13 protein-coding genes are annotated in these 12795 nt (G+C 61.2%); 10 read left to right on the top strand and 3 right to left on the bottom strand.

Going from position 1 to position 12795, the window contains the following annotated elements; all coding sequences use genetic code 11:
- The first annotated feature begins 400 nt into the window (after positions 1-400).
- The 10 genes from uhpT (at position 401) to BN1139_RS07990 (ending at position 9887) form a co-directional block, all read left to right on the top strand.
- On the top strand, positions 401-1807 hold the full coding sequence (gene uhpT / locus BN1139_RS08035) for a hexose-6-phosphate:phosphate antiporter (protein ID WP_005353611.1): 1407 nt from the start codon (positions 401-403) through the stop codon (positions 1805-1807).
- A 219-nt stretch (positions 1808-2026) separates the two neighbouring features.
- Entirely contained in the window at positions 2027-2332 is a 306-nt protein-coding gene (locus tag BN1139_RS08030) for a PTS fructose transporter subunit IIB (protein ID WP_005334611.1), read from the top strand.
- Positions 2332-3099 carry a PTS sugar transporter subunit IIA gene (locus BN1139_RS08025; protein WP_013723563.1) on the top strand — a complete coding sequence of 256 codons (768 nt, stop codon included), beginning with the start codon at positions 2332-2334 and terminating at the stop codon, positions 3097-3099. Before BN1139_RS08030 ends, BN1139_RS08025 begins: the two co-directional genes overlap by 1 nt.
- A gap of 104 nt (positions 3100-3203) precedes the next feature.
- A complete protein-coding gene (gene rluE, locus BN1139_RS08020; RefSeq protein ID WP_005353617.1) occupies positions 3204-4127 on the top strand; it encodes a 23S rRNA pseudouridine(2457) synthase RluE in 924 nt (307 codons plus the stop codon).
- Positions 4127-4618: an NUDIX hydrolase gene (locus BN1139_RS08015; protein ID WP_005353618.1), complete on the top strand. Its 492-nt coding sequence runs from the start codon at positions 4127-4129 to the stop codon at positions 4616-4618. Before rluE ends, BN1139_RS08015 begins: the two co-directional genes overlap by 1 nt.
- Before the next feature lie 157 nt (positions 4619-4775).
- Positions 4776-5882 carry a tRNA 2-thiouridine(34) synthase MnmA gene (mnmA, locus tag BN1139_RS08010; RefSeq protein WP_005353619.1) on the top strand — a complete coding sequence of 369 codons (1107 nt, stop codon included), beginning with the start codon at positions 4776-4778 and terminating at the stop codon, positions 5880-5882.
- Between the two features lie 23 nt (positions 5883-5905).
- A complete protein-coding gene (gene hflD / locus BN1139_RS08005; RefSeq protein WP_005334622.1) occupies positions 5906-6520 on the top strand; it encodes a high frequency lysogenization protein HflD in 615 nt (204 codons plus the stop codon).
- A gap of 129 nt (positions 6521-6649) precedes the next feature.
- On the top strand, positions 6650-8020 hold the full coding sequence (gene purB / locus BN1139_RS08000) for an adenylosuccinate lyase (protein WP_005353620.1): 1371 nt from the start codon (positions 6650-6652) through the stop codon (positions 8018-8020).
- Positions 8021-8159: 139 nt separating this feature from the next.
- On the top strand, positions 8160-9290 hold the full coding sequence (locus tag BN1139_RS07995) for a ribosomal protein uL16 3-hydroxylase (protein WP_005353621.1): 1131 nt from the start codon (positions 8160-8162) through the stop codon (positions 9288-9290).
- Between the two features lie 183 nt (positions 9291-9473).
- On the top strand, positions 9474-9887 hold the full coding sequence (locus BN1139_RS07990) for a hypothetical protein (protein WP_005353624.1): 414 nt from the start codon (positions 9474-9476) through the stop codon (positions 9885-9887).
- Positions 9888-9983: 96 nt separating this feature from the next.
- Here BN1139_RS07990 and BN1139_RS07985 read toward each other — a convergent pair whose 3' ends face one another.
- The 3 genes from BN1139_RS07985 to BN1139_RS07975 are packed head-to-tail and all read right to left on the bottom strand — an operon-like array spanning position 9984 to position 12784.
- Entirely contained in the window at positions 9984-10523 is a 540-nt protein-coding gene (locus BN1139_RS07985; RefSeq protein WP_005353625.1) for a GNAT family N-acetyltransferase, read from the bottom strand.
- A 6-nt stretch (positions 10524-10529) separates the two neighbouring features.
- On the bottom strand, positions 10530-12170 hold the full coding sequence (locus BN1139_RS07980; RefSeq protein WP_005353626.1) for a GNAT family N-acetyltransferase: 1641 nt from the start codon (positions 12168-12170) through the stop codon (positions 10530-10532).
- Positions 12170-12784, bottom strand: coding sequence for a glutathione S-transferase family protein (locus BN1139_RS07975; RefSeq protein WP_005353627.1), 615 nt, complete (start codon positions 12782-12784; stop codon positions 12170-12172). Before BN1139_RS07975 ends, BN1139_RS07980 begins: the two co-directional genes overlap by 1 nt.
- Between the last annotated feature and the right edge of the window lie 11 nt (positions 12785-12795).

Below are 12795 nucleotides of genomic sequence, written 5' to 3'. Positions count from 1 at the left end.
TATCCATCCCACCTCCCCAGCCCAGCCCAGCCCTCGCACAGAGCGCCAAACTGGCTGAAATGGCAGCAATCCGGCGTCAGCGGTGTGATGTTTCTCACGCTTTGTCCGCGAAAGCGCAAAAACTAGGAAAATTTCCTAGCCCCACTAGGGATGGCTCTCAAGCCATTTTTTGCCCCTCTTATTAGAGTCACCCCACCTGATGTCGTGACCCGCACCGCGACGGGCAATGTGCCCCGTTATCCCGTGTCGGGCCCGGGTTTATATGGATGGAGCGTCGAGCGCAGCAACGGCTGACAGCCCCGACGTTCCGTTCCCCCTTCCGTGGCGTGACCTCGAACAACCTATCTACAAATGAGGGGCGCGGCGGAAATACCGTCTATCTCGCAGAGGATGAACGAAGATGTTGAAATTGCTCCAACAGGTCCGGGTCCCCACCCTGGATCTGCCGGTCGAAGCCCGGCGCAAGCTCTGGTTCAAGCCGTTTATGCAATCTTATCTGGTTGTATTTATTGGCTATTTGACCATGTATCTGATCCGCAAGAACTTCAACATTGCGCAAAATGACATGATCCAGGAGTACGGTCTCTCCATGACCGAGCTCGGCATGATCGGCCTTGGCTTCTCCATCACCTACGGGGTGGGCAAGACCATCGTCTCCTACTACGCCGATGGCAAGAACACCAAGCAGTTCCTGCCGCTGATGCTGATCCTCTCCGCACTCTGCATGCTGGGCTTCAGTGCCAGCATGGGCGGCACCGGTTTCAGCCTCTACTTCATGATCTTCTTCTACGCCCTGAGCGGTTTCTTCCAGAGCTGTGGCGGTTCGTGCAGCTACTCCACCATCACCAAGTGGACCCCTCGCAACAAGCGCGGCACCTATCTGGGCATGTGGAACCTCTCCCACAACGTGGGCGGTGCCGGTGCGGCCGGTGTGGCGCTGTTCGGTGCCAACTACCTGTTTGATGGCAACGTGCTCGGCATGTTTATCTTCCCCTCCATCATCGCCCTGATCGTCGGCTTTATCGGCCTGCGCTTTGGTAGCGATTCACCGGAAGCCTATGGCCTTGGCAAGGTGGAAGAGCTGTTTGACGAAGTGGCGAGCGAAGAGGATATCGCCACCGAGGAGCAGCAGCTGACCAAGTGGCAGATCTTCGTGAAGTACGTGCTGCTCAACAAGGTGATCTGGCTGCTCTGCTTTGCCAACATCTTCCTCTACGTGGTGCGTATCGGTATCGACCAGTGGTCTACCGTCTATGCCCACCAGGAGCTGGGCTTCTCCAAAGACGTGGCTATTCAGGGCTTTACCTTCTTCGAAGTGGGCGCACTGGTCGGCACCCTGATGTGGGGTTACCTCTCCGATCTGGCCAATGGCCGTCGTGGTCTGGTTGCCTGTGTGGCACTGGCGCTGATCATCGCCACCCTGGGTCTCTACCAGCATGCGACTACCCAGTTTATGTTCCTGGGTTCCCTGTTCACCCTAGGCTTCCTGGTGTTTGGTCCGCAGTTGCTGATCGGCGTCGCCGCCGTGGGCTTCGTCCCCAAGCAGGGCATCAGCGTGGCCGATGGCGTCAAGGGCACCTTCGCTTACCTGATTGGTGACAGCTTCGCCAAACTGGGTCTGGGCATGATCGCCGATGGCACCCCCATCTTCGGTCTGACCGGCTGGACCGGCACCTTCGCGGCGCTGGATATCGCAGCCGCCGCCTGTCTGGTACTGATGGGTTGTGTCGCAGTCGCCGAAGAGCGCAAGATCCGCCGCATCAAGCGCGAACTGAAAGCCGCCGAGCTGGCTGCCCAGACCGCCTGATAGCCATAACAACAGACGCAGATTGTTCAGGGCCACCCACAGGGGTGGCCCTTGTTGTTTGGAGCAACCAGACACTGGGCTGGCCCGGCATGAGCCTGCACTGCCGTTCAAGGGACGGGCATATCCCCATCAAGATCCCACTTTTCATATGGACTTTTGGTAAAAGCCCCCCGCTGGCGCTATCTTGTTGCTCCCCCTTGTCAGCATCACAGAGAGCAGATGAAGATCGTCGCCGTCACCGCTTGCCCGACCGGTATCGCCCATACCTATATGGCTGCCGATGCCCTGCAAAAAGCCGCCACTGGGCTGGGACTCAAGATCAAGGTCGAGACTCAGGGCGCCATGGGCATGGAGAACATGCTGACCGCCCGCGATATTGCCAGCGCCGACCTGGTGCTGATTGCCTCCGATATCGAGATTGAGCAGAAAGAGCGCTTCCTCGGCTGCACCATCCATCAGGTGAGACTGGAAACCGTGCTGCTGGATGCCAACGCCGTACTCAAGGCCCTGCCGATCCCGGCCTGATGCTGACCCGCGAAATCACCTTCTACTGCCAGCAGGGGTTGAGCATCACCCAGGCCAAGCAGTTGAACCGGCTGGCGGGGATGTTCAAATCCACCATCCGCTGCGCCAACCTCACCCGGCGTCAGACCGTTGCCGCCAGCAACCAGCTCTCCCTGTTGACCCTCGCCACCCAGCCCGGCGATCTCTGCCAGTTGCAAATTGAAGGGTGCGATGCCGAGCTCGCCCACATGGCCTTCACCTGCTGGTGCGGGGAACTGGGTCAACCGCTGGTGCGCCCGCGCACCGCCGCGCTGGCGGAGTTGCGACTGGTCAACGCTCTGCCCGACTACCATTTTGCCCTGCGCCAACTGGCCCATAGCACCGAACCGCTGACCAAGGCCGAGGCCCTCGAGCATCTGATCGATCTGCTGCCCGCCGAGCTGATCACCGACTGCGCCACACTGACCGCCGCGGTAGAGCGGCGCGAGCAGGTCTCGGCCACCATCATTCGCCCCGGCCTTGCCATGCCTCATGTATTGAGCGAAGGGATCAGCCAGCCAGCGCTGACCCTGCTCAATTGCAAGGAGCCCATCGAGTGGGGCTCTCAAATCGGGCCGGTGCAGACTATTATTCTGCTGGCGGTGCCGGTTGGTAGCGGACGGGAGACCCTGCGCCCCCTTACCCGACTGGCGCAGGCGATGATCGACGATGTGGTCAGCCACGCTCTGTTGCAGGCAGGCTCTGCCCCCGCCCGTCAGGCTATCGTCATCGAGAGCCTGCTGAGCTAGGCGAATTGGCTCTGGGCGCTGCTTGCTGTGACGCCAGCCATTCATCCAGCCCTCAGCACCCTGTGGTACACTCGCTGCCATCGTCTGTCTGAAGTGTGTATCCGATGAAATCTCCCCGCTCCCGTCTCTCTGTCAGCCGCGCGCCGCGCGATAACGCCCCGCGCACGGCGGCCAAACCAGCCGCACCCCGCCATGCATCCCCCCGCAAACCGGAGCTGGCCCCAGAGGATCGCAAATTGCTCCTGCTGAACAAGCCCTATATGGTGCTCTGCCAATTCACCGACGAGGCGGGCCGGGAGACCCTCAAGGATTACATCAAAGAGCCCGGCATCTACGCCGCAGGACGGCTCGATCGCGACAGCGAGGGGCTGTTGCTGCTCACCAACGATGGCAAGCTGCAAGCGCGCCTCACCCAGCCGGGGGAGAAGACCCCCAAGACCTACTGGGTGCAGGTGGAAGGGATCCCGAGCGAAGAGAAACTGGCCGCCCTGCGCGCCGGGGTGGAGCTCAATGACGGCATGACCCTGCCCGCCGGGGCGCGCATCATGGATGAACCTGCGGTGTGGCCGCGCAATCCGCCGATCCGCGAGCGCAAGGAGATCCCCACCAGCTGGCTGGAGATCAAGATCATCGAGGGGCGCAACCGGCAGGTGCGGCGGATGACCGCCCATATCGGCCACCCCACCCTGCGCCTTATTCGCTACGCCATCGGCGACTGGACCCTCGATGGTCTGGCACCCGGCGAGAGCCGCAGCCTGCCCGCCCCCGAGCTGACGCCGAGCTCCAGCCGCAGCCCGCGTCCCGCCTCATCCCGTTCAGGCGCTCATACCGCCAAACCGGCCAAACCGGCAGGGGATGCGCCACGGCGGGCCAGCCAGCCGAGACAGGACGAACGCCCCCGCAGCACTCATCCAACCGAGCGCGCAGCCACGAACCCGACCGGCGGAAAACACCGCAGCAGCGGGCGAGGAACGGCACGCAGACCCGCCCGAGCGGGCAATCCCAATAGCAACGACAAGGAGTCATGATGAGCAATCAGGCAGAGCAATCGACCACCAGTCACGCCCGCATGGAGGCGCGTCTGACGGTCGCCGCCCTGGTGCAGTGGCAGGGGCGCTTTCTGGTAGTGGAAGAGGAGATCAAGGGCCAGCGCCGTTTCAACCAGCCCGCCGGACATGTGGAGCCGGGGGAAAACCTGCTTGAAGCGGCCTGTCGTGAGCTGAAAGAGGAGACGGGGCTGACCGCCATGCCGACCGCCTGGCTTGGTACCTATCTGTTCAAACCGGCCGACAGCGAGGCCACCTATGTGCGCACCGCCATCATCTTCGACCTTGAAAAAGCGCCGGGTCAGCACCATCCAGAGGATCCTGACGGCGATGTGCTGGCTTGCCACTGGCTCACTCTGGAAGAAATAGCGGAATGCAAACCGGCCCTGCGCAGCCCCTTGGTGTGGCAGTGCATTCAGGACTATCTGGCGGGGACACGGCTGCCACTGTCGGCACTCAAGGCCTTTATCTGAGGCCATTTGACACTCTTTTTCGGTGACAAAGGCCAACAACAGAAAAACGATTTCCTGCTATCAGGCTCCTGATGGGAACTGCGGCATGGATATGTGACCGGGGGCGCAAAACTCTGGTAGAATACGCCCCGTTTAAACGAACTGGTAACTTCGACTAATGACAGACAACAGCCAAATCAAGGTGATCGTCGGCATGTCCGGCGGCGTGGATTCTTCCGTCTCGGCCTACCTGCTCCAGCAGCAGGGCTATCAGGTCGAAGGCTTGTTCATGAAGAACTGGGAAGAAGACGACACGGACGAGTACTGCTCTGCCGCCCAGGATTTGGCTGATGCCAAGGCCGTCTGCGACAAGCTGGGGATGAAACTCCACACTATCAACTTCGCGGCCGAGTACTGGGACAATGTGTTCGAGCACTTCCTCGAAGAGTACAAGGCTGGCCGCACGCCGAACCCGGATATCCTGTGCAACAAGGAGATCAAGTTTAAGGCGTTCCTCGAATTTGCCGCCGAAGAGCTGGGTGCCACCTACATCGCCACCGGCCACTATGTGCGCCGTGACGACAGCACAGGCCGCCCGCGCCTGCTGCGCGGTCTCGATACCAACAAGGATCAGAGCTACTTCCTCTACACCCTGAGCGAAAAGCAAGTGGGTCAGAGCCTGTTCCCGGTTGGCGATCTGGAGAAGCCGGAGGTGCGCCGCATCGCCGAGCAGCTGGATCTCATCACCGCCAAGAAGAAAGACTCCACCGGCATCTGCTTTATCGGCGAGCGCAAGTTCAAGGACTTCCTGGCCAAGTTCCTGCCCGCCCAGCCCGGTAAAATCGAGACCGTGGATGGCAAGGTGATCGGCGAGCATCAGGGTCTGATGTATCACACCCTGGGCCAACGCAAGGGGCTCGGCATCGGTGGTCGCAAAGATGCCACCGAAGAGGCCTGGTATGTGGTCGACAAAGAGGTCGAGCGCAACGTGCTGGTCGTGGCGCAGGGCGAGCATCCCCGCCTCTACTCCGACGGCCTCATCGCCAGCCAGCTGCACTGGGTGGATCGCACCCCCATTCGCGAGCCGCGTCGCTGCACCGTCAAGACCCGCTACCGTCAGCAGGATATCCCCTGCCTGATCCAGCCCATCGACGACGAGACCATCCGGGTCATCTTCGACGAGAAGCAGGCTGCAGTGACCCCGGGCCAGTCCGCCGTCTTCTACGACGGGGAAGTGTGTCTGGGCGGCGGCATCATCGAACAACGTTTCAGCCATCCGGTTTGAATCCTTAACAGAAGGCAGCAGACGTGAGCGATAAATTCCAAGACAGAACCATGGCCTTTGCCGGCATCTGCCAGGCCGCGTATCTGGTGCAGAAGGTGGCCCGAGACGGCAGCTGTGACGAGGCCGCCCTGCGCGAGAGCCTCTCCAGCATTCTGGTGACCAACCCGAGCCAGCCGCTCGAGGTGTTCAACAACACCCATCTGGCCATTCGCGACGGCTACCGCGCGCTGGTCGAGCAGCTGGGTGCCGACGGCAGCCAGAAGAATGCCGAGCTGACCCGCTACGTGGTAAGCCTGATTGCACTGGAGCGCAAGCTGGCCAAGCGCAAGGACATTCTCAATATGCTGGGTGAGCGGATCAGCCAGATTGGCCGCCAGCAACAGCACTTCGATCTGCTCGACGAGCAGATTTTGGCCAACATGGCGAGCATCTACAGCGATCTTATCAGCCCCATCGGGCCGCGCATCCAGGTGGCGGGTACCCCGCTATTCCTGCAGCAGCCGCTGGTGCAGCACAAGGTGCGCGCCCTGCTGCTGGCTGGCATTCGTGCCTGCGTGCTGTGGCGTCAGCTCGGTGGCAGCCGCACCCAGATCATCTTCGCTCGCAAGAAGATGGTGGAGCTGGCCAAACGTTACTAATCATCGGCTCGCGCGCGGGCAAGCGAGGTCAACATCAGGGCAAATAGCCGCACATCCGCCTTGATGACGACTCAGCCCCACGCGCGAGTGGATACGGATCCCCCACACAAATCATCAGGAGTTCACCCCATGGAGCTGTCCGCGCTGACTGCTGTTTCCCCGATTGACGGTCGTTATGGCGACAAGGCCGATGCCCTGCGCCCTATCTTCTCCGAATTCGGCCTGCTGCGTTTTCGCGTCGAAGTCGAGGTGCGCTGGTTGCAAAAACTGGCCAGCCACGCCGGGATCCCGGAAGTCCCTGCCCTGAGCGCGGCCGCCAACGCCCTGCTCGACGGCATCGTCAGCAACTTCAACGAGAGTGACGCCGCCCGCATCAAACAGATCGAGCGCACCACCAACCATGATGTGAAAGCGGTGGAGTACTTCCTCAAAGAGAAAGTCGAAGTGAACCCGGAGCTGGCGGCTGTCAGCGAGTTCATCCACTTCGCCTGCACCTCGGAAGACATCAACAACAACTCCCACGGTCTGATGCTGAAAACCGCCCGCGAAGAGGTCATCAAGCCTTATTGCGAAAAGCTGATCAGCGAGCTCAAGCGCCTGGCCCACGAGTATCGTGACATGCCGCTGCTCTCCCGCACCCACGGCCAGCCGGCGACCCCGAGCACCATGGGCAAGGAGATGGCCAACGTCGCCTACCGTCTGGAGCGCCAGTTCAAGCAGATCATGGCGGTGGAGATCCTCGGCAAGATCAACGGTGCGGTCGGCAACTACAACGCCCACCTCAGCGCCTACCCGGATGTGGACTGGCACCAGTTCTCCGAGGAGTTTGTTACCTCCCTGGGTCTGACCTGGAACCCCTACACCACCCAGATCGAGCCGCACGACTATATCGCCGAGCTGTTCGACGCCATGGCCCGCTTCAACACCATCCTGATCGACTTCGACCGCGATGTGTGGGGTTACATCTCCCTGGGTCACTTCAAGCAGCGCACCATCGCGGGCGAGATCGGCTCCTCCACCATGCCGCACAAGGTCAATCCCATCGACTTCGAGAACTCCGAAGGCAACTTAGGGTTGGCCAACGCGGTGTTCCAGCACTTGGCCGCTAAGCTGCCCATCTCCCGCTGGCAGCGTGATCTCACCGACAGCACAGTGCTGCGCAACCTGGGTGTGGCAGTCGGCTATTCGCTTATTGCCTATCAGGCGACCCTCAAGGGGATCGCCAAGCTGGAAGCCAACGACGCCGCCATGGCCGCCGATCTGGATGCCAACTGGGAAGTGCTGGCCGAGCCGATCCAGACCGTGATGCGCCGCTACGGTATCGAGAAGCCCTACGAGAAGCTCAAGGAGCTGACCCGTGGTCGCCGCGTCGATGCCGAAGGGATGCGCACCTTTATCGACACCCTGGAGTTGCCGGAAGCGGTCAAGGTTGAGCTGAAGAAGCTGACCCCGGCCAACTACATCGGTGACGCCCAGCGTTTGGTCGATCTGCTGAAGTAAGCCAACCGGCAGTGACGAAGGGGCCCTGTGCACGATACGCCACAGGGCCCCTGTTATTTTCCCTGCCACGGCAGGATCCCGAGTGGCTTTTCCCAAGCCTGCCTTGGGCAAAACCTCTTTGCGAGACACGAGAAACAGCATGTACGAACTCAATCTGGATATCGCTCACTTCCTTGAGCACTACTGGCAGAAGCGCCCGCTCCTTATCAAGGGTGGCTTCAAGGACTTTCAGGATCCCATCAGCCCGGACGAGCTGGCGGGTCTGGCCATGGAAGAGGTGGTAGAGTCCCGCCTGGTCACCCGTTTCGACGGCAAGTGGGATGCTGCCCACGGCCCCTTCGAATCCTACGACCATCTGGGCGAAGAGAACTGGACCATTCTGGTACAGGCTTGCAACCACTGGGCTCCCGAGGTGAACGAGCTGGCGGTGCCGTTCCAGTTCATTCCGGGCTGGCGCTTTGACGATGTAATGGTGAGCTTCTCCACCCCCCATGCGGGTGTCGGCCCCCACATCGACAATTACGATGTGTTTATCACCCAGGGTCTGGGCAAACGCCACTGGCGGGTTGGCGATGCCAAGCCGCTCAACGAGTTCGCCGCCCACGCCGCCCTGCTGCACTGCGAGCCGTTCGAGGCGATCATCGACGTCATCATGGAGCCGGGCGACATCCTCTACATTCCGCCCGGATTCCCCCACGAAGGCTACGCCATCGAGCCCTCCATGAACTTCTCGGTGGGCTTCCGCGCACCGGATGCCAAGGCGCTTATCTCCTCCTTTGCCGATCACCTGATCGACAACGAGGTGCGTACCGAGCGTTACGGCGATGCCGATCTCAAGCCCCGCGCCCGTCACGGCGAGATCCAGCCCCACGAGCTGCACCGTCTGCGCGAGCTGATGCAGCAGGCCCTCGATGACGAGACTCTGTTCAAGGAGTGGTTCGGCACCATGATCTCCGAGGCCAAGCACGATCTCGACGTCAATCCGGTCGAGCCGGACTACAGCGCCGAGGAAGTGGCCGACCTGCTGACCCAGGGCGAACCTGCCATCAAGGTGCCGGGTCTGCGCACCGTCTGGTTCAGCGGCGAGAGCCAGCAGTGCTTCATCGACGGCGAAGCTTGGACGCTGCAAAGCGAAGACGCAGCAGCCATTTCGCTCTTGTGTGACAAAGACATCATCACTCAAGCCGACATGGTGGAGCTGGCCGATCAGGCTGGCTTCCTGCAACTGCTGACCCGTCTGGTCAACCGCGGTTACTGGTTCTTCAACTGATCCGGCGGTAACTGAAGGATAAAAAGGCGCCTTATGGCGCCTTTTTTGTCACTCAGAGGCGGTTCAATTAACAATCGATGCGCGAAGCTGAACCTACTCTTGATGAACCGACAAGTGGTGATTTATTGAACTAAGATCGATGAGTATCATGCGTCCGTCCCTGTTCAAAAGAGAAGCTCCACCATGCAAATCACCTCCCGGCCCATGCCGCTGCCTGATTACGGCAAATACCCCTCCTCTCCCGCTGTCACACCCGAGCAGGTCAGTCAGGCCCGTAACGAAGCACTGAACAAGAAGGATGAATTGCAGGCACAGAGCGAAGAGAAAGCAACGGCTCGCAGAACCCTGGCGGTCTCTTATACGGCTAACCAGCAAGATAAAGCCGTGGTGGAGCGCTACCTGGAGGCCAGCGGTCAGGAGAGCGACAGCAAGTCGGGCCCGAGCACGGCTGATATGTATCAGGCTGCGAATCGCTACCAGCGCCAGCAGAATCTCAGCGACTACATGCAATTCCAGCAGAGCCCGCTCGCCCAGCAGATGGGTGACATGGTGGGCGAAGATAATCGCAAGGGCACCCAGCTCGATATCATTGCCTGAGCCAATTTGCTCGAATAAGCCCGGCAGGGACCAATACAAGATGAAAAAGCCCTCGATGAGGGCTTTTTCGTTATGGCTTGTCGCTGCGACGTCTCGCTATAAATGGGACTCTTCTGCCTGCGCGTCCGGCAGCTCGTCGGGGAGTTCATCAAACAGCGGGTGATAGAGCACCTCACCCTGCACACCCGCAAAACCGCGCTCCTGCAGCTCCATCGCCATAAAGCAGTCGGCAGGCACCTCATAGATGCAGTGCAGGCCAAACTCGCTAGCCGGGCGGAAACCGAAACGGCTGTAATAGGCCGGATCCCCGAGTACTACCACCCCTTTCCAGTCCATCTCAAGCGCCGTATCAAGCCCTTCGCGGATGAGATCAGAGCCAATCCCCTGACCTTGCCAGTCGGGATGAACCGCGACCGGCGCCAGACCGAGCCAGGGCCCTTCCATTCCGTTAATGGTGATCGGGCTTAGCATCAGGTGCCCCATGAACTCGTACTCTTCCTCTTCGACCATGGTCACCACGGCAGCGCCACATTCGCGCAGGCGGTTGACCAGTTCGGCCTCATCGGAACGACCGAAGGCGGCACTCAGCAGCTCATAGACCGGCAGCATGTCACCGGGGCGCTCGGTTCTCAACATCAGGTATTACTCCTCGTACAGCAGAGCGGGCATTATTCCACACAACGGCTGGTCATTCTGAGTACCTTTGTCCAAAAATGGGAGGGTGCACTCAGGAAAACGAGCTGCAAACTGTTGCTGCAAAGCGGTTAGCGTAGCCGGGGTGGCCCTGTTCATCGCCTCCCGGTAGGCAAGCCAGAGGGCGGGAGCCTCCCGCGCCAACCGCTCAAAGGTCAGTTCGGGCGTTTGATGCCAACAGCCATCCAGCTCGTCGACCAGCTCCGGCAGCTCCACCAGCAGCCGTAACTGCTGATAGCGTATCTGCGAAGAATCACCGTTGCCGCCCAGCGCCTGCGCCATCAATTGTTTGAACCAGTGGCGCCGTGATGCGCGCTCCTCGCGGCTGAGCAGCTCGGGCCCTTGACGCTGCAGCGCGGCCAGTTGCAGCAACCACGCCAGCCCCTGTTCATCCCTGTCTTTCAGCAAGACGCCGCCAAGATGGGACAACTGCTCCGGTTCGGCCTGCTCCAGCAGTTCGACGGGGTAACAGTGCACCTCCAGAGACCTCTCAAGATGCGGCGGGCAGCGAATAGAGCAGGACTCCTCCCCCGCGCCCCTCTCATCCACAAAGAGCGAGATGGCCAGCTTGCCGTTGGCACTCTGCCGATCCAACGTTACAGGATCCCACAGGATCACCACGGCGATCCGCTCATCAGCCAGCCAGCGGGAAATCTCCCCGGCCAAGGGATTGGGTAAGGAGGGTGCGCGATCCAATCGCCAGTAGCTCACCTCGCACGGCTGGCGACCACTGATATGGCGCCGCCCGCGATAGTGCATCCCCACTTTTGCCATCACCCGGCCGGAGGCTAAATTGTCCGGCATATGGCGAGCCGTCAGCGCCGGCAGTTGCAGTTGGTCAAAGGCAAACTCCTTGACCAAGCCAGCGGCCCGGGTCGCCAGACCGCGATTCTGCCAGGGCACGCCCACCCACCAGGCGAGCTCGCCATTCCAGTGCAAGGAGATCACCCCAACCAGCGCCGCCCCTTGCTCCTCTGGCAAGGTGATGGCCCAGCTCCAGCCAAGGCCCAGCGCCGCCTTGCGCCAGCTGAGCGCCAGCCAGTCGCGGGCCCCCTCCGGCGGATAGGGGTGAGGAATATTGAGGGTGTAGCGGGCCAGCGCCTCGTCGCTGCAGTAGCGCACTATCTCGCGCTCATCGGCGGCCTGCAGTGGTCGCAGCACGACGCCTGATAGCGGATGCCCCTCAGCCAGGGTCGGCGCCGTCACGCGGCGCGCCAGCAGGCGATTGAGCACGGCGCCCAAATCGGCCTCGGGGGTGAGCGGCAGATCGGCCCCCACAGGGCCAAGGGTGAGCAGTCCCTGCTCCCTGGCGAGGGTCAATAGGGAAGTAGAGGCGCTGATCAGGATCTGGCGGCTGGGATCAACATGAAAATCCGCCAGCAGATCGCCATCGAGCCAGGCAGCCAGCAGGGCTCCAGGGCAGAGCACCCCGTCTGGAGGGCTGCTCGCCCAGGGTGCATCGGTTTGATCGAGGGCGGCGGCCGCCTCTTTGCCCAGCAGCAGCTGCCAGCGATGACCTTGCTGCTGCCAGTGCGGCAACAGCGCAGCCCACTGCGGTTGCCACAGACTGGCCTCGATCAGCAGTTCCATCAGCTGGCCTGACAGGCCGCTGGCAGCGTCAGGTGACGGGGATGGGCTTCGATACGGGCGATCCAGCTACGGATAGCGGGCCACCCCTGCAGGGAGAAGATCCCCTCCTCTGCCACGTGGGTGTAGGCATAAAGGGCGATATCGGCGATGGTCGGCGCATCACCGCACAGATAGGGGCTCTGTTTCAGCTGCTGCTCCATTACCGCCAGCGCTTTCTCGCCACCGGCTTTCAGTCCGTCGAGCCGCGCCTCCTGCGACTCGGGGCGGCCGAGATAGTGAACAATAAAGCGGGCCACCGCGATATAGGGCTCATGGCTGTATTGCTCAAAGAACATCCATTTGAGCACCTCGGCCTGCTGGCGCGGATCGGTTGGCCACAAGGCGCTGCCGTGCGCCAGATAGAAGAGGATGGCATTGGATTCCGCCAGCGTATCGCCCTGGCCAATCTCCAGCAACGGGATCTTGCCGTTGGGGTTCATGGCCAGAAATGCGGGGGTACGGGTATCCCCAGCCTGAATATCGACCTCTACCCACTCAAGGGGCAGATCCAGCCAGCGGGCCAGCAGCCACACCTTGTAGCAGTTGCCGGAACGCAGATCACCATACAGACGCATACACACTCCTT

Origin of the sequence: Aeromonas veronii bv. veronii (genome assembly GCF_000820225.1) — a bacterium.
Taxonomy (GTDB): Bacteria; Pseudomonadota; Gammaproteobacteria; order Enterobacterales; family Aeromonadaceae; genus Aeromonas; species Aeromonas veronii.
This window is presented reverse-complemented; position numbering and strand designations above follow the sequence as displayed.